13 protein-coding genes and 1 pseudogene are annotated in these 17,192 nt (G+C 68.0%); 6 read left to right on the top strand and 8 right to left on the bottom strand.

Annotation, left to right across the window (positions count from 1 at the left end; all coding sequences use genetic code 11):
- Positions 1-75 precede the first annotated feature (75 nt).
- Positions 76-450: pseudogene (locus I7X18_RS21995) on the bottom strand (hypothetical protein); the annotation flags it as partial.
- Positions 451-664: 214 nt separating this feature from the next.
- On the opposite strand from I7X18_RS21995, the gene I7X18_RS21990 reads away from it, so the two are divergent.
- Positions 665-2,431, top strand: coding sequence for a GMC oxidoreductase (locus I7X18_RS21990; protein WP_193046106.1), 1,767 nt, complete (start codon positions 665-667; stop codon positions 2,429-2,431).
- Positions 2,432-2,435: 4 nt separating this feature from the next.
- Here the strand turns inward: I7X18_RS21990 and I7X18_RS21985 are convergent, their stop codons facing one another.
- Together I7X18_RS21985 and I7X18_RS21980 are read right to left on the bottom strand one after the other, a co-directional pair.
- Positions 2,436-4,799, bottom strand: a complete 2,364-nt coding sequence (locus I7X18_RS21985; protein ID WP_193046105.1) for a glycoside hydrolase family 65 protein — start codon at positions 4,797-4,799, stop codon at positions 2,436-2,438.
- Positions 4,796-5,545: a beta-phosphoglucomutase family hydrolase gene (locus I7X18_RS21980; RefSeq protein ID WP_193046104.1), complete on the bottom strand. Its 750-nt coding sequence runs from the start codon at positions 5,543-5,545 to the stop codon at positions 4,796-4,798. Before I7X18_RS21980 ends, I7X18_RS21985 begins: the two co-directional genes overlap by 4 nt.
- Positions 5,546-5,693: 148 nt before the next feature.
- On the opposite strand from I7X18_RS21980, the gene guaA reads away from it, so the two are divergent.
- Entirely contained in the window at positions 5,694-7,253 is a 1,560-nt protein-coding gene (gene guaA / locus I7X18_RS21975; protein WP_193046103.1) for a glutamine-hydrolyzing GMP synthase, read from the top strand.
- 40 nt (positions 7,254-7,293) lie between these two features.
- Here the strand turns inward: guaA and I7X18_RS21970 are convergent, their stop codons facing one another.
- A complete protein-coding gene (locus I7X18_RS21970) occupies positions 7,294-8,505 on the bottom strand; it encodes a cellulase family glycosylhydrolase (RefSeq protein WP_193046102.1) in 1,212 nt (403 codons plus the stop codon).
- A gap of 386 nt (positions 8,506-8,891) precedes the next feature.
- On the opposite strand from I7X18_RS21970, the gene I7X18_RS21965 reads away from it, so the two are divergent.
- Positions 8,892-9,593 carry a DnaE2-dependent mutagenesis accessory factor ImuA' gene (locus I7X18_RS21965; protein ID WP_193046101.1) on the top strand — a complete coding sequence of 234 codons (702 nt, stop codon included), beginning with the start codon at positions 8,892-8,894 and terminating at the stop codon, positions 9,591-9,593.
- 64 nt (positions 9,594-9,657) lie between these two features.
- Positions 9,658-11,196, top strand: a complete 1,539-nt coding sequence (locus I7X18_RS21960; protein WP_193046100.1) for a DNA polymerase Y family protein — start codon at positions 9,658-9,660, stop codon at positions 11,194-11,196.
- A 1-nt stretch (position 11,197) separates the two neighbouring features.
- Here the strand turns inward: I7X18_RS21960 and I7X18_RS21955 are convergent, their stop codons facing one another.
- Both I7X18_RS21955 and I7X18_RS21950 read right to left on the bottom strand, forming a co-directional pair.
- Positions 11,198-12,244: a nucleoside hydrolase gene (locus I7X18_RS21955; protein ID WP_193046099.1), complete on the bottom strand. Its 1,047-nt coding sequence runs from the start codon at positions 12,242-12,244 to the stop codon at positions 11,198-11,200.
- 25 nt (positions 12,245-12,269) lie between these two features.
- Positions 12,270-12,698, bottom strand: a complete 429-nt coding sequence (locus I7X18_RS21950) for a MarR family winged helix-turn-helix transcriptional regulator (protein ID WP_193046098.1) — start codon at positions 12,696-12,698, stop codon at positions 12,270-12,272.
- 75 nt (positions 12,699-12,773) lie between these two features.
- On the opposite strand from I7X18_RS21950, the gene I7X18_RS21945 reads away from it, so the two are divergent.
- Positions 12,774-13,643, top strand: a complete 870-nt coding sequence (locus tag I7X18_RS21945; RefSeq protein ID WP_193046097.1) for a MaoC family dehydratase — start codon at positions 12,774-12,776, stop codon at positions 13,641-13,643.
- A 91-nt stretch (positions 13,644-13,734) separates the two neighbouring features.
- Entirely contained in the window at positions 13,735-14,622 is an 888-nt protein-coding gene (locus I7X18_RS21940; protein ID WP_193046096.1) for a universal stress protein, read from the top strand.
- Here the strand turns inward: I7X18_RS21940 and I7X18_RS21935 are convergent.
- Positions 14,619-15,575 carry a hypothetical protein gene (locus tag I7X18_RS21935; RefSeq protein ID WP_226863518.1) on the bottom strand — a complete coding sequence of 319 codons (957 nt, stop codon included), beginning with the start codon at positions 15,573-15,575 and terminating at the stop codon, positions 14,619-14,621. The two genes, I7X18_RS21940 and I7X18_RS21935, sit on opposite strands and share 4 nt — an antisense overlap.
- 72 nt (positions 15,576-15,647) lie before the next feature.
- Positions 15,648-17,168, bottom strand: a complete 1,521-nt coding sequence (locus tag I7X18_RS21930; RefSeq protein ID WP_198730469.1) for an FAD-dependent oxidoreductase — start codon at positions 17,166-17,168, stop codon at positions 15,648-15,650.
- Positions 17,169-17,192 lie beyond the last annotated feature (24 nt).

Here is a 17,192-nt window from a genome sequence, read left to right as displayed (position 1 = left end):
GCAGACACACAATCGCGTTCCGTCGTGCTTTCAAACGCGATTCTGTGTCTGCTCGCGGGTTCAGCCGGTCAGCCGCGCCAGCGACAGGCGACCCGCGACCCGCTGAAGTGGGGCCCCGACGCGTTGGTGAACGGCCAGCCCGACGGTCGGGCGGATCCGCCTGCCGGGGTCGAGAATGTGGACCGCCCCCGTGTTCTCGACGTCGAATCCGTACAGCGATGCTGCGGTACCCAGGCATGCGGCGGCCTCCTCTCCGAGGAAGAGGTCCAGCGCCTTCAAGCGTCCGCGCACGTCGGGCTCATGGTCGGCATAAACCCCGTACCAGACGTGCACCAACGCGCGAGGCCGGACGTGCCAGTCCAATTGCTGACGTGTCATCACCGTGAGCAACTCTCGCGTCGTGGCGAGGCCGCCACCCCGGCGAAGGAGGGCTCGCCCCACCGCATCCATGGTTGTCGACTCTCAGGGATTCCGCCTGTGGCCGGTAGTGGTGAATGGCGGCCTGTGGATAAGCCGCCCGATTCTTACCGCGAGCAGACACACAATCGCGTTGCGTCGTGCTTTCAGGCGCGATTCTGTGTCTGCTCGCGCCCGACAGAGAAGGCTTTACACGTTAGGCCCGACTGTCTAGCGAAGTTACCGCGCGGTAACCCATACTGGTGTCATGCAGCCTGACTACGACGTCCTCATCATCGGTTCGGGTTTCGGCGGCAGCGTCACCGCGCTGCGGCTGACGGAAAAGGGTTACCGCGTCGGCGTACTCGAAGCGGGTCGCCGATTCGCCGACGAGGAGTTCGCCAAGACCTCTTGGGACCTGCGCAATTTCCTCTGGGCGCCGCAGTTGGGGTGCTTCGGTATCCAGCGCATCCACCTGCTGCGGGATGTCCTGATCCTTGCCGGCGCGGGCGTCGGCGGCGGATCGCTCAACTACGCCAACACCCTCTACGTGCCGCGCGAACCGTTCTTCAACGACCCGCAGTGGAAGCACATCACCGACTGGAACGAGGAGTTGCTTCCGCACTACGAGCAGGCTCAGCGGATGCTCGGCGTGGTCACCAATCCGACCTTCACCGACGCCGACCGCGTGGTGAAGGAGGTCGCCGAGGAGATGGGCGTCGGGGACACGTTCGTGGCGACGCCGGTCGGGGTGTTCTTCGGACCGGACGGACAGAAGGCCCCCGGCAAGACGGTTCCCGACCCCTACTTCGGAGGTGCCGGCCCCGCCCGCAGGGGCTGTATCGAGGTCGGCGAATGTATGACCGGCTGCCGTCACAACGCCAAGAACACGCTGGTGAAGAACTACCTCTACCTCGCCGAGAACGCGGGCGCGCAGGTGCATCCGATGACGACGGTGACCAGCTTCGAACAGCGCGAGGACGGCGTCTGGGAGGTGACCACCGTGCGCACCGGCCGCAAGGTGCGCCGGCAGACGCGGACGTTCACCGCGAACAATGTCGTCCTCGCGGCGGGTACGTTCGGCACGCAGAAGCTGCTGTTCAAGATGCGTGACACCGGAAAGCTGCCGGAACTCTCGGAGAAGTTGGGCATGCTGACCCGCACGAATTCGGAGTCCATCGTGGGGGCGGGCCGCTTCCACGTCACCGACGACCTCGACCTCACCCACGGCGTGGCGATCACCTCGTCGATCCACCCCACGTCCGACACCCACATCGAACCGGTGCGCTATGGCAAAGGCTCCAACGTGATGGGCCTGCTGCAGACGCTGATGACCGACGGCGCCGGGCCCGACGGCACCGATGTGCCGCGCTGGAAGCAGTTGTTCACCAATGCCCGCCAGGATCCACGCGGCACGGTTCGACTGCTCAACGTGCGGCGGTGGAGTGAGCGGACGCTGATCGCCCTGGTCATGCAGAATCTGGACAACTCAATCACCACGTTCACCAAACGCACGAAGCTCGGCACCCGCCGGCTGACGAGCAAACAGGGCCACGGCGAACCCAACCCGACCTGGATCCCGGTTGGCAACGAGGTGACGCGTCGCATCGCCGAGAAGATCGACGGCGTCGCGGGCGGTACATGGGGCGAACTGTTCAACATTCCGCTGACGGCGCACTTCCTCGGCGGAGCCGCCATCGGCGACAGCGCTGAGCACGGCGTCATCGACCCGTATCACCGCGTGTACAACTATCCGACGCTGTATGTCACCGACGGTGCGGCGATCTCGGCCAATCTCGGCGTCAATCCGTCGCTGACCATCAGCGCGCAGGCCGAACGCGCGGCATCGTTGTGGCCGAACAAGGGTGAGCAGGATCTGCGGCCAGCGCAGGGGGAGGGATACCGCCGTATCGACCCGGTCGTGCCCGCACACCCGGTGGTGCCCGCCGGTGCGCCGGCGGCCCTGGACTGGAATGCCAGCCGGGACGAGGTCAACAGGCGTGATCCCACCACGACGGAGGCGCGCGGCGCCTGACCGGTCAGTGCTTCTTGTCGAGCCTGCGCCGCAGCGGTTCTCGGCCCGGTGGCTGCTTGGGTGGCGGCAGCAGGGGCTCGCACGGTTCGACCGCCACCGTGGTCGGTTTCTCGGTGCTTAGCCGGAGTTCGTTGCCTGCGTGGCGGATGTTGAGGTCGCCGTGCGGTCCGTCCCGCAGGATGTAGGTGACGTCGTCGTGGGTGACGTCGACGGTGAGCCGGAAGTTGCGCCAACGCAACCGGAACCGCAGCCGTCCGATTCCGTCGGGCAGGTGCGGGTTGAGCGACAGGAAGCCCTCGTCGTCGCGTAAACCGCCGAAGCCCGCGACCAACGCCGTCCACCCGCCGGCCAGCGATGCCATGTGCAGGCCGTTGCGGGTGTTCTTGTGCAGATTACGCAGATCGATCACGGCAGCCTCGTAGGCGTAGTCGTGCGCGAGCTCGAGGTGCCCGACGTCGGCGCACATCACCGCCTGCGTGCATGCCGACAGTGACGAATCGCGCGTGGTGCGCTGCTCGTAGTAGTCGACGTTGCGGGCCTTCTGCTCATCGGTGAACGCGTGGCTCTGCCACTGCATCGCCAGCACCAGGTCGGCCTGCTTGACGACCTGTGACGGGTAGAGCCGGACGTAGGGCTCGTTGAGCAGCAGCGGGTAGCTGTTGTTGGCGTCGAAGTCCCACTCCCGCAACGTGGTGAATCCGTCGTGCTGCTGATGGACGCCGAGTTCGTGGTCGAACGGAATGTGAGCGGCGTCGGCGGCGTCGCGCCATGCGGCGGTCTCCTCCGTCGAGACCCCGACGGCGCGGGCCTCTTCAGGATGCCGGGTGCACGCCTCGGCCGCCGCCCGCAGGTTGCCCGCCGCCATCAGGTTGGTGAACACGTTGTCGCGCACGACCGCGGTGTATTCGTCGGGACCGGTGACACCGTCGAGATGCCAGATGCCGTGCCGGTCATGGTGTCCCAGAGACATCCACAGCCGCGCGGTCTCGACCAGCACGACCAGCCCGCTGTCGCGTTCCAGCGAATCGTCCCCGGTCACTGCGCGATAGCGCTCGAACGCCATCGCGATATCGGCGTTGACGTGCCACGCCGCGGTGCCCGCCGGCCAGTATGCCGAACATTCCTCACCTCTGATGGTGCGCCACGGGAACGCCGCGCCCTTGAGGTCGAGTGTCGACGCACGCTCCCTCGCAAGGTCGAGTGTCGATGCGCGCCAACGCAATGCGTCGGCGGCTGCCGACGGCACGGTGTAGGTGAGCACGGGTAGCACGAAACCCTCGGTGTCCCAGAACGCGTGGCCGTCATAGCCGTCACCGGTCAGACCCTTGCCCGGAATCGCCCGGCGCTCGGCACGCGCGCTGGCCTGCAGCACATGGAACAGACCGAAACGCACGGCCTGCTGGATCTCGGCATCGCCATCCACCTCGACGTCGGCGCAGTCCCAGAAGTCGTCGAGGTACTCCCGCTGGGCGTCGACCAGGCCCTGCCAGCCGGTGTAGCGGGCGCCGGCGATGGCGCCGGACACCTGGTCACGTATCGCCGGTCGCGAACGCAGGCTGGACCAGCCGTAGGCCAGGTACTTGACGATGCGCAGTCTCTGCCCGGCGCGCAGTCCGCAGATCACCGTGGTGTGGGCCAGATCGCGGTGGGCGTCGGTGATGACCTCCACGCGGCCGGGCACGTCGATGTCGTGGTCCATCGCCGCGGCCATCATCAACTCGCTGCCGCGGGTCTGATGTACCAGCAGAGCGCTGAGCTTGGTGTGCTCGTGGTGCACCGCTTCGAGCGGGTCCTTCAGGGCGGCCGAGACCCGCGGGTCGTCGGAGGCCTCGGGTTGATCCTCGTTGGTGACGAGCTCGGATTGCACTGTGACGCGGACGAAGTCGTCGACGGCCTCGACCACGTACTCGATCGCGGCGATGCTGCGGTGTACCAGGGACACCAGCCGTGTCGAGTGCACTTTCACGTGCTTGCCGGCAGGGGAACGCCAGTGTGCATCCCGGGTGAGGGTGCCGGCGCGGAGGTCGAGCACCCGTTCGTGAGACAGCAGTTCGCCGTAGCGCACGTCGAAGGGTTCGTCGTCGACCAGCAGCCGGAAGACCTTGCCGTTGGTGACGTTCACCATTGTCTGGCCGGCCTCGGGGTAGCCGAATCCCGCCTCGGCATAGGGCAGGGGACGCGTCTCGAAAAAGGAGTTCAGGTAGGTGCCCGGGAGACCGTGCGGTTCGCCCTCGTCGAGGTTGCCGCGCAGGCCGAGGTGGCCGTTGGACAGCGCGAACAGCGATTCGGCCTCGTCGAGGAGATCGAATTCGAGCCGGGTTTCGCGGATCTGCCACGGTTCGACCGGGAAGATGTCCCGGCTGATCACTGGGCGGCCGTCTTCAGTAGATCGGCCAGATCGGTGACGACGATGTCGGCGCCGTTGCGCCGCAGTTCTTCAGCCTGCCCGACGCGGTCGACTCCCACCACGTAGCCGAAGTGCCCGGCGTGCCCGGCGGCCACACCGGCCAGCGCGTCTTCGAAAACGGCCGCCTGATCCGTTGGGACACCGAGCAATTCGGCCGCCCGCAGGAACGAATCCGGTGCCGGTTTCCCCGCGATGTTCTCCTCGCGCATCGTGACACCGTCGACGCGGTGCTGCACATAGCGGTCCATTCCAGTGATCTCGAGTACCTCGCGGGTGTTCGCGCTCGACGAGACGACGGCGACGCCGAGGCCGGCGGCGCTGGCGGCTTCGAGATAGGTGCGTGAGCCCTCGAACACCTCGATCCCGTCGCGCTGCAGGGTCTCGTGGAACATCTCGTTCTTACGGTTGCCCAGCCCCTGCACGGTGTCGGCGTCCGCCGCATCGTCGGGTTCGCCCTCGGGCAGTTCGATCCCGCGGCTGGCCAGGAACGACCGGACCCCGTCCTCACGGCGCTTACCGTCGACATAGCGCTGGTAGTCCGCGCCAGCGTCGAACGGCACGAACGGTTCCCCGGTGCGCTGCGCCCTGGTCTGGAGATACGTGTCGAACATGGCTTTCCACGCCCGGGTATGGACGCTGGCGGTATCGGTGAGCACGCCGTCGAGATCGAACAGGCACGCCGTTATCCGGTCGGGCAGACCCAGCACAGCGACCTCGTTTCCACGGTTGGCATCACCCAGGGGTAACCATTGCCACCGCGACAGTAACGTGACGGTGGAAATCGGGCTCGCCCACCGCCGTGACGGCACTGTCGGGGCCAGGCGCCCCCGTCGCTGCCCCCACTACACTGAGGCAGTGAATTCGCCATCCCCGCGGCCTGTCCTGGTGATCGATTTCGGCGCGCAGTACGCGCAGTTGATCGCGCGCCGGGTCCGCGAAGCCCGGGTCTTCTCCGAGGTCGTCCCGCACACCGCTTCCGTCGAGGAGATCAAGGCCAAGGATCCGCAGGCCATCGTGTTGTCCGGTGGTCCGGCGAGCGTGTACGCCGACGGCGCCCCGCAACTCGACCCGGCGCTGTTCGACCTCGACGTCCCGGTGTTCGGCATCTGCTACGGCTTCCAGGCCATGGCACAGGCGCTCGGGGGCACCGTCGCGCACACCGGCACCAGCGAGTACGGCCGCACCGAGCTCAAAGTCGCTGGCGGGGAACTGCATTCGGACCTACCCGCTACCCAGCCGGTGTGGATGAGCCACGGCGACGCGGTCACCGAGGCGCCCTCGGGTTTCGAGGTGGTCGCCACCAGTCCCGGTGCGCCCGTCGCGGCCTTCGAGAACCGGGCCCGTCGCCTGGCCGGCGTCCAGTACCACCCCGAGGTGTTGCACTCCCCGCACGGGCAGCAGGTGCTCAGCCGGTTCCTGCACGAGTTCGCCGGCATCGGCGCCAAGTGGACCCCGGCCAACATCGCCGACGCGCTCGTCGAGCAGGTGCGCGAGCAGATCGGTGACGGCCGCGCCATCTGTGCGCTGTCCGGCGGCGTCGATTCCGCGGTGGCCGCCGCACTGGTGCAGCGCGCCATCGGCGATCGGTTGACGTGTGTGTTCGTCGACCACGGGCTGTTGCGTTCGGGGGAGCGGGCGCAGGTGCAGCGCGACTTCGTCGCCGCCACGGGCGCCAACCTCGTCACCGTCGACGTCGCCGACCGGTTCCTCGAGGCGCTGTCGGGGGTGACCAATCCCGAGGGCAAGCGCAAGATCATCGGCCGCGAGTTCATCGCTGCGTTCGACGGCGCGGTGCTCGACATCGTCGGTGACAGCGGTGCACCGGTCGACTTCCTGGTCCAGGGCACCCTCTACCCCGACGTCGTCGAATCCGGCGGCGGGTCGGGTACGGCGAACATCAAGAGCCACCACAACGTCGGCGGCCTGCCCGCCGACCTGAAGTTCAAGCTCGTCGAGCCGCTGCGGCTGCTGTTCAAGGACGAGGTCCGCGCGGTGGGTCGCGAGTTGGGGCTGCCCGAGGACATCGTTGCGCGCCAACCCTTCCCCGGGCCGGGGCTGGGTATCCGGATCGTCGGTGAGGTGACGCACGGGCGGTTGGAGACCCTGCGGCACGCCGATGCGATCGCCCGTGAGGAGCTCACCGCCGCAGGGCTGGACAACCAGATCTGGCAGTGCCCGGTGGTGCTGCTGGCCGACGTCCGGTCGGTCGGCGTGCAGGGCGACGGCCGCACCTACGGGCATCCGATCGTGCTGCGGCCGGTGTCCAGCGAGGACGCCATGACCGCCGACTGGACGCGGGTGCCCTACGAGGTGCTCGAGCGGATCTCCACCCGTATCACCAACGAGGTGCCCGAGGTGAACCGCGTCGTGCTCGATGTCACGAGCAAGCCGCCCGGCACCATCGAGTGGGAGTAGAGACGACCCACGTCATGTCCGAGCTGGTGACGCACGGTCATCAGGGTTCGATGGGCCCCCACGGAGGCGACATAATGCCGGCTGGCTTCGCAGCGTATGCGCCCAGGCGAATACCATACGTACGGTTGAACAGCAGGTCATCACCGTACGGCGTCAGGCCGGTAGGGCTGGGCGGTACGGTGCCGGCGTAACTGCCGCGGTCGCCCTGTGTCATTCTCCGCGGAGCGCACCCGTCCTTGTACCACGCCCATGCGAGCCATCCGACCTCCATTTCGGAGAGCTTGATCAGTAGGTCTTGGTATCGGAAACCGGTTGTAGTGGAATGATCTAGATTTGTCCCATCCAAACCGTAGTAACACTCGTGGGTTACTTCTCCCACTGTTTCGGATTGCTTGTTTGCAATCTCACCGAAGACAATGGGGAGATTGGCGTCGATTGCCTTCTTCATGTCTTCGGTGCCGTCATAGCCCGCCCAGTATGCATGTGCGCTGAGGAGGATGCCTCCGCCGCCGACTTGTACCAGCTCCTTGCCGATACTGAGGAACGCGTTGATGGACGAGCCACAGTCGGGCGCGTCGATCATGATGGGCATATGAAGGCCAGTGGTGGTGCGGAACGTGGTGATGGCCTTCTTGTACGCGTTCTTGAAATTCTCCAGCGCTGCAGCAGGTGTCAGAGGAGGCTTTGCCCATCGATACACCCCGAGTTCGTTGGCAAAATTGACGATCAGGTACTGTTCGTGCTTCTTCAACACCGCGACTACGTCTGGGCGAGTCCACCATTGCATCAGCTGCGTGTTGACCAGCTCCGGATCGCCCTTGCAGGTGCAATCGTGCAGCTCGACTATAGGGATCAGGTGCTTCCTTCGGCACTTCTCCAGGACACGGTCTAGATCGGAGATGGTGTAGGGGTCGCGAGATTGCGCCCCGGGCTCCGATGGTGGGTATCTGTCGTACCACTGAATTCTGACGCAATTCGCACCGGTTCTTGCTAAGTCGTCCATTGCCCCGAAGGGATGCTTTTTGGGAAACTCCCAATCATCGAGAATGGGAATATTGATTCCTTTCAAGATTACTTTTTGATGATCATGCCCTCGCAACCACCGCCCGGAGACATACAATGTCCGGGCCGGTCCGGCTCGCCGTCTGGCTAAGGGTCCTACGATCTCCAGAATTGATCGAACTTGTTCTCGAATCAATATTTGCGCTTTGAAACTGACGTTTCGTACGTTCGTTATGAGTTCGGAGTTCATGATTCACCTTCCGCGACCGTCGGGGCTGTGCATTTTCAATAGTGCGGCCCTCTGCGGCTGGTCTGCTATTCAAAAATCGTTGGGCGTGTCTCCAACGGCCACCGTGGACTCTCCGGGACGGTGCAACGGCGCTGTGACGCTTCAGGCTCTGCGTTCTCCGAGTCGATCCGCTTCGACGGGCCAATAGAGGACCCGCTCGCATCTCGCCCAATGATTTCGGGCGATGGCATCGAGAGCGTCGGTGCTGTGCATCGGCTGATGGGATCAGCGCGGCATGTTGATGCGCCCCTCCGCGGCTTGACGCTTGTCGGTGGCTCAGTGTTTACTCGTTGCATCGAACAAAGGTTCGAACATCGGGTGTTTCGGGTGATGCTGGAGGTGTGTTTGTGACAGCGGCGACCAACCTCGATCTGGCTCAACTCACCCGCACTGAGCAGGTCGAACGCTTGCGTAAGCAGATGGCCGCGGTGGCCGGCAAGGTCGGCTCCGGCCGTCGTGGGCCGACCCCGTCGGTCGACCCGGCGCCGGTGGTGGAAAGTTTGCTGCCGCTGCCCGAATCGCTGGCTGATCAGCTTCCGGTGTCGTTGCCGCGCGGAACGGTCGCGGTGCTCTCGGGAGCGCGTTCACTGTCGCTGGGCATGGTCGCGGCAACGACGGCGGCCGGTGGTCACGCCGCCATCGTCGGCCAGCCTCGCGTCGGTCTGCTGGCCGCCGTGGAGATGGGCGCCGACCTCAGCAGAGTGGCCGTCATCCCGGATCCGGGCGGCGATCCGGTGGAGGTGGCAGCGGTCCTGATGGACGGGATGGATCTGGTGGTGCTCGGGCTGGGCGGACGGTCGGTGCCCGCGGGCCGGGCCCGCGCGGTGACGGCTCGGGCGCGGCAGAAGGGCTGCACCCTGCTGGTCACCGACGGTGACTGGCACGGGGCGTCGGCCCGGTTGGAGGCCAGGGTGTGCGGTTACGAGGTGGCCGGTCCGCGAGACCCGGCACAGACACCGATCCCGGGGTGCGGACGGATCAGCCGGGTACGGCTGGCGATGCGGGCACGGGGCCGGGGTCACGGCCCCGCCCACGCGGTCGGTGAGTAGCGTGTCGCGGTCCTCTCGAAAGGCGGCCTCACAAAATGCGGCCCGGGTGCTGGCCGTCTGGTGCATGGACTGGCCCGCGGTCGCCGCCGCCGCGGCGGCAGGTCTGCCGCCTACGGCGCCGGTGGCGGTCACGCTGGCCAACCGGGTCATCGCGTGTTCGGCCTCGGCGCGGGCCGCGGGGGTGCGACGGGGGCTGCGGCGCCGGGAGTCGCAGGCCCGGTGTCCGCAGCTGCATGTCGCCGCGGCGGATCCGGCTCGCGATGCCCGCCACTTCGAGAGCGTCACGGCGGCCGTGGACGATCTGGTGCCGCGCGCCGAGGTGCTCCGGCCGGGTCTGCTCGTGCTGGCGGTGCGCGGGGCGGCCCGGTACTTCGGTTCCGAACAGGCGGCGGCCGAACGGCTGGTCGACGCGGTCGCCGCGGCCGGGGTGGAATGTCAGGTCGGCATCGCCGATCAGCTGCCCACGGCGGTGTTCGCCGCGCGCGCGGGTCGCATCGTGGCGCCCGGTGCGGACGCCGGTTTCCTGTCCGCACTGTCGATCCGGCAGCTGGCCACCGAGCCGAGTTTGGCCGCACCTGGTCGTGAGGAACTAGCGGATCTGCTGTGGCGCATGGGGATTCGGCACATCGGTCAGTTCGCCGCGCTGTCCCGGACGGATGTGGCGTCCCGCTTCGGGGCGGACGCCGTCGCCGCGCACCGGTTCGCCCGGGGAGAGCCGGCCCGCGGTCCGTCGGGCCGGGAACCGCCGGCCGAACTGGACGCGGTGCGCAACTGCGATCCGCCGATCGACCGGGTGGACGCCGCGGCGTTCGCCGGTCGGTCACTGGCCGGTGAACTGCACCGCAGCCTCGAGTCGGCGGGGGTCGGCTGCACCCGGCTGGCGATCCACGCCGTCACCGAGGACGGTAAAGAGCTGGAGCGGGTCTGGCGGTGTGCCGAGCCGCTGACCGAGGACGCCACTGCCGACCGCGTGCGCTGGCAGCTCGACGGCTGGCTGAACCGGCGCAACCCCAACGACCGGCCCACGGCGCCGATCACCGTGCTGCGGTTGCGCCCGGTCGAGGTGATCTCGGCCGAAGCACTGCAGCTACCGCTGTGGGGTGGGGCCGGGGAGGAGGATCGGCTGCGGGCCCGGCGGGCGCTGGTGCGCGTGCAGGGTCTGCTCGGACCGGAGGCGGTGCAGGTTCCGGTGCTCAGCGGTGGGCGCGGTCCGACCGAGCGGATCACCTTCACCGCGTTCGGGGATGAGCCGGTGCCACAGGCCGATCCGCGCCAGCCGTGGCCCGGGCAGCTGCCCGAACCGTCGCCCGCTGTGCTGCTCGACGATCCGGTGGAGGTGCTCGACGCCGAGGGCAATCCGGTGCGGGTGACCCACCGTGGACTGTTCTCCGGCTCGCCGGCGCGGCTGGACGGCGGGGGATATCGCGGTGACCTGTCCTGGTGGGCCGGGCCGTGGCCGGTCGACGAACGGTGGTGGGACCCCGACCGCGCCAAGGGCCGCACCGCCCGGGCGCAGGTGCTGCTCGACGGCGGCAAGGGGCAGGCGGCGCTGCTGCTGTGTTACCGCCAGCGGCGCTGGTATGTGGAGGGCGCCTACGAGTAGGTCAGCCCAGCCGGCGGGCGAAGGGGCCGACCCGCTCGATGAACCGCTCGAAGAACACGCCTGCGTCGACGCCGATACCGACCAGGGCGTTCGGCGGGCGGCCCCACCGTCGGTTCCAGTCCGCGATCGTCATCCCGCGGGTCAGCGTGCCGGCCAACTCCACATCCACCGTCGCGGGCCGGCACTGCACCAGGTCGGGATCCAGGGCGACGGCGGCGGCCAGCGGATCGTGCAGATGCGCGAGATAGCCTTCGCCCTGGTCGAAGTGGAACTCGAAGTAGAACCGCATCGCATCCTCGAGCACCCGGATCAACGGGTTGGCGGCCACCGACCGGGTGCCCCGGTCGTCGAGCACACTCATCGGCGCGGTCGGTGACTGCGCGGCGGACGCCAACCGGGTCAGCAGCGTCGGCGTCAATTCGATGTGCTCGGTCAGGTTGAGCCCCAGCACAATCGGCGGGGTCAGGCCCGGTGCGCTCCAGGCGATGAACACCTCAGCGGCGGCCTCCGGGTCGACGCTGACGTTCCACTCCGCCACCGCGGTGGTGTTGCCCCGGTAGTCGAATGCGCCACCCATGATCACCAGCCTGCGCAGCAGCGTCGGCAGAGCCGGTTCGGCCCGTAGCGCGAGCGCGAGGTTGGTCAGCGGCCCGATCGCAATCCCCACCAACTCCCCGGGGTGCGCCCGCGCAGCCCGCACCCACGCCTCGGCAGCGTCGTAACCGGTCAACGAAAGACCGCTCGTCGGCAGCCGGGCATACCCCAACCCCTGCGGGCCGTGGGTGTCCTCCGCGGTCACCAGCGTCGAAGCGACCGGCCCGTCGGCGCCCCGCGATACGGGAACGCCGGTCACACCGCACAATTCGAGCAGATCCAGGGTGTTGCGACAGACCTGGTCGACACCGACGTTGCCGGCGGTCGACGCGATACCGACCAGCTGGGCGTCGGCGCTGGCGAGCAGGTACACCAGGGCCATGGCATCGTCGACCCCGGTGTCCACATCGGCGAAAACCGGTATCCGCGCAGCAGACTCGTTGTCCTCGGGCATGGGCCGACGATACGCCCGGATGCGGTCAGCTTCTCGCGGCGCGGGCGGCGTCGACCCCGCCCAGCGCCGCCAACTGGTCGGGAGTCAGCCCGGCCAGCCCGAATTCCGCAGCCGCCAACGCCGCCGTCGCCGCCTCCGCCAGCTCGCGGCCCTCGTCGGTGATGTTCACCAGAGTCGCTCTGCGGTCGGTGGGATGGGCCTGGCGCTCGACCAGGTTCCGGTGGGAGAGCCGCTCGGTGGCGATGCTCACCGTGGTGGTGTGCACGACCAGGTCGCGGGCCACCTCGCCGAGCAGACAGGTGCCGCTCTGCCTGGACTGCAGCTGTTTGAGGATCTGGAAGTCGATCACCCGCAGCGCGAACGCGTCCTTGAGCTCCTGGTCGACGACGGCCTTCATCGACCGGCAGAGCAACAACACCGAGCGCATCGCCTGCCAACCCGCGGGTTCGGCCATGGCCTATCGATATCCAGATTTCCGCGGGTTAACCGGAAAGATAGTGTCCGATCCACGCCGAGAAAGGGAGTGCTCATGCCGATCGACCCCGACGCCGTGGGTAAGAAATCCGAGCCGAAGCTCTACGAGTGGACCGACCGCGAAACGCTGCTCTACGCCCTCGGCGTCGGAGCGGGAACCGCGGACCTGGCGTTCACCACCGAGAACAGCCACGACGTCGACCAGCAGGTGCTGCCCACCTACGCCGTCATCGGCTGCCCGGCCTGGGGTGCGGTGGGCGCCGTCGGCTCGTTCAACTTCAGCATGCTGCTGCATGGATCCCAGCAGGTCCGGCTGTTCGCGCCGCTCAAACCGGCCGGCAGGCTCAGCGTGGTGTCCGAGGTCGCCGACATCCAGGACAAGGGCGAGGGCCGCAACGCCATCCTGGTGTTCAAGGGCACCGGCACCGATCCCGACACCGGTGAGGTGGTCGCCGAGACGGTGTCGACCGCGGTCATCCGCGGCGAAGGCGGATTCGGCGGACAACCGGGAACCCGGCCCCCGGCGCCCGAGATCCCCGAGCGTGACCCCGATGCGCGCATCGCGCTGCCCACCCGCGACGATCAGGCGCTGCTCTACCGGCTCTCCGGTGACCGCAACCCGCTGCACAGCGATCCGTGGTTCGCCCGAGAACTGGCCGGTTTCCCGCGCCCGATCCTGCACGGGTTGTGCACGTACGGTGTCGCGGGCCGCGCGCTCGTCGCTGAACTGGGGGAGGGCGACGCGACAAGGATCACCGCGATCGGCGCCCGCTTCACCTCGCCGGTGTTCCCCGGCGAGACTCTGACGACGTCGATCTGGCGGACCGCTGACGGTGAGGCGGTGTTCCGCACCGAGGCCGCCGCACCGGACGGGTCCGATGCGCGGCTGGTGCTCGAGGACGGTACCGCGCACTATCGACCTTGATTTCGTGAAGCGGTGGTGAGATCGCCGCCGGATTGACAGGATTGGAACCCGCAGCGTCCGCCGGACGTGCGAGATGGGCGGTGGTTCGGACATGAGGTTGGTCGTCGGTTATCTCGCCACACCCGGTGGCGCGGACGCGCTCGCGCTCGGCGTGCGCCTGGCCCGCACACTCGGAGCGGATCTCGACGTGTGCGTCGTGGTCCCATCCGATCGGACGCTGCCCGCCATGGTTCCGACCGGTGGCCAGGATGATCTGCTGATCGGCCAGGCGCGGAAGTGGTTGACCGATGCGCTGTCGACGGTGCCCGCCGACGTGTCGGCCCACAGCCATATCGCCTTCGCCGACTCGTACGCCGACGGGCTCATCCGCGAGGCGGGCCGGCTCGGCGCCGACGCGATCGTGGTGGGCGGGTCGGGCGGTGGCCTGGCGGGAAGCTACTCACTGGGGTCCGTGGTCAACCAGCTGCTGCACTCCGCGCCGATGCCCGTCGCGGTGGCGCCGCGCGGGATTCGCGATTCCCCGGTCACCCGCGTGCGGGAGGTGACGTGCGCGATCGGCCGCCGGGAAGGCGCCGACCTGCTGCTCGAGCACGCCGTCCGGTTCAGTTCGGCGGCAGGCACTCCGCTGCGGCTGGTCTCACTGGTGGCGCTCGACCCGACGTTCGGAGTGCTGCGCGGCGACACCGACGCGGTGCGCCAGCGAGCTCTCGAACACGCGGCCCGCACGCTGGACACCGCCAAAAGCAGCCTGCCTGAGGGTATTCCGGTCACCTCCACGGTCGTCGACGGCCGCGGTGTCGAGGATGCGGTGAGCAAGCTGGAATGGCACGACGGCGACATGATCATGGTCGGCTCGAGCCGCTTGAGCGCACCGCCGCGGCTGTTTCTCGGGTCGACGGCGGCGAAGATGCTGCGCGTGCTCGACGTCCCGATGGTGGTGACACCACGGGATCAGCCGGCCGCCGAAGGCCTTTCCTAACTGCGAAGGCCGTGCTGGCCCCGAATGTGCAGCAGTGCCAGCGGATCGACCGTGTCCCACGCGGTGCGGTAGAACTCCTGCTTGAGGTCACGCGCCTCGTACTCCATGTTGAGCAGGTCGGCGATCTGGTCGTAGCCGTAGTACAGCAGCGCCACCGGCTGTGTGGTCAACAGCAGTTGGTTGACGATGACCTGCGCGCCGGCCTTGTTGCCCTGGGCGGCTTCCGCGAGCGCCGGAATGATCTTGTACACCGGCACCGGTACGTTGGCCACCGGCGCCACCTGGCTGATCCGGTACGCCAGTTCGATGCCCTCGCGGATCACCGGCTTGACTCTCGGGTCGATGGGTGCGCGCAGGATCGCGTCCCGCAGGGCGAGCACCGCTGCGGGCATGTCGTCGGGATCAGGATCTTCGGGCCGGAAGGGGTCGGGGCTCCACGGCACCGGTTCCGCGGCCAGCGACACCGGCTTGTCGACGGGTTCGTCGACCGGGTCCTGGGCCGCCTTCTCGGCGATGCCGGCCTCGGCCACCTCGTCTGTCGACTCGTTCTCAGAAGCGTTGTCGCGCTTAGGCGTCGGCTCCGACTGATCGACCCCGCGCGGCGTGAACACACTGCGCAGCTTCTCGATCTGCTCGGCTTCGAACTGCTGGGCGGATTGCCGGAGCTTCTTGGTCAGCGACGGTTTGGCGTCGCTGGACTTCTCCTCGGCCTCCGCCTTGTCGTCGGACTCCGCCTTGTCGTCAGACTCCGCCTTGTCGTCAGACTCATCCGCCTTGTCGGCTGTGTCGTCTTTCTTCGGGCCGGTGTTCGCCGCGCCCGCCGGCTGCGACGCGCTCGATGCCGACTCCGTCTCCGCATGGGCGATGCCCTGGCCGGCGACCGCGACCGCGGCACCCACCCCGACTGCGACCGCCAATCCACCGACATAGCCGATGTACTTCTGTGATGCCATCCCCCGATTTCCTTTCATAGGCAAGGACATCGTAGAGGTCGCCGCGGCATTCAGCAGCGCAGCCCGTTCGCGTCACCCGAACCAGTAGGTGAGTGCGTCACGCAGTGCCGGCCCGGCGGTGTCGTGGGGCTCGCCGACATCGGTGGCCCAGGCGATGTGGGCGTCCGGACGGATCAGGAGAGCATCCGCGGGCCGCGGATCGGTTCGGGCGGTGACGATCTCGACGCGGTCCTGCCAGCCGCGGGCGGTCTCGCGCAGCGCCTGCCGGTCGGCAAGGTCGAGCAGGACCGGCCGGGCGGTGTGCATCAGCGTCGCGACCGTTGTGGTGCCCTCCGCGGTGCGCAGCGGGAGATCGGGCGCGAAGGTGCCGACCAACGGGTGCTGGTCGAGACCGGGCGTCGGATATGTGACGTCACTGCCGGCGATGAGGCGGCCGATGCGGCGCACCGGGTCCTCGTCGAGGAGGAGTTCGCCGAGGAGTTCGCGCAGCGCCTCGGCGGCCGGGTCGGCGCCACGGCGCAGCGCAACCTGCGCCTGGGTGTGCATCAGGGTGCGTGCACCCGCGCGGTGACGTTCGTCGTGATAGGTGTCCACCAGACCCGTCGGCGCCCAGCCCGCGACGTCCGCGGCGAGCTTCCAGCCGAGGTTGACCGCGTCGAGCATCCCGGCGTTGACGGCCACGCCGCCGGCGGAGAACCGGTGGGCGGCGTCGCCGGCGAGCAGGATCCGTCCGGCGCGGTACCGCTCGGCGTGGCGGGCGTGATAAGTGAAGCGCGTCATGGTGATCGGCTCTCCCAGCGGAAGATCCGCTCCGAGCACGCGGCGGATGCTGTCCGCGAGTTCGGTCACCGTCATCGGGATCTCGTCGTCGTAGGTGTCCGGATCCTCCTCGCTCGTGTACACCGTCAGCTCGTCGGGGGTCATCGAGGCGATCGCGAACATCCCGTGGTCGGTCTGGGTGTAGCCGGAACGCAACAGTCCGATGCCGGGCGCCTCGTAATCGCCGTCCTCGCGCAGTGACACCGACGGCGGCCGGGTCACGTGGGCGAGGCGGTTGACCTCCGGATAGCTGACACCGGTAAAGGCGATGCCGGCCAGATCGCGGATACGGCTACGGACACCGTCACAACCCACCACGTAGCGCGCGGACACCCGGTGGACACCGTCCGGCCCGCGTACGTCCACGCTCACCTCGGCCGGATCCTCGTCGAGTCCGAGCACCTCGTGACCGCGGCGGACGTCGGCGCCGCATTCACGCACGTACTCCTCGAGCACGGCCTCGATGCGGGGTTGCGGGAGAAGCAGTGCCTCCATCGGCGGCTCCGCCAGACGCGTGAAGTCGACGTGCAGGCCGCCGAACGGGAATTGGGGCGTGGGACGCGGCAGGCCGCTTGCCGCCTCGAATCGCTCCAGCAGTCCCCGATAGCGCAGCACGTGCAGGATCTGTCCACCGAGACCGCCGGCCTTCGCGACCTCGTTGATCCGGGGCCGGCGCTCGAGCACCACCACCCCCACTCCGGCGAGACGCAGTTCGGCGGCCAGCATCAGACCGGTCGGACCTGCGCCCACGACGATCACGTCGGTATCTGTCACTCTTACTCCATTTCCGCTGGTCAA

It is taken from the genome of Mycolicibacterium baixiangningiae (genome assembly GCF_016313185.1).
Classification (GTDB): domain Bacteria; phylum Actinomycetota; class Actinomycetes; order Mycobacteriales; family Mycobacteriaceae; genus Mycobacterium; species Mycobacterium baixiangningiae.
The sequence above is the reverse complement of the archived record's forward strand: the minus strand, read 5'-3'. Positions and strand labels throughout refer to the sequence as shown.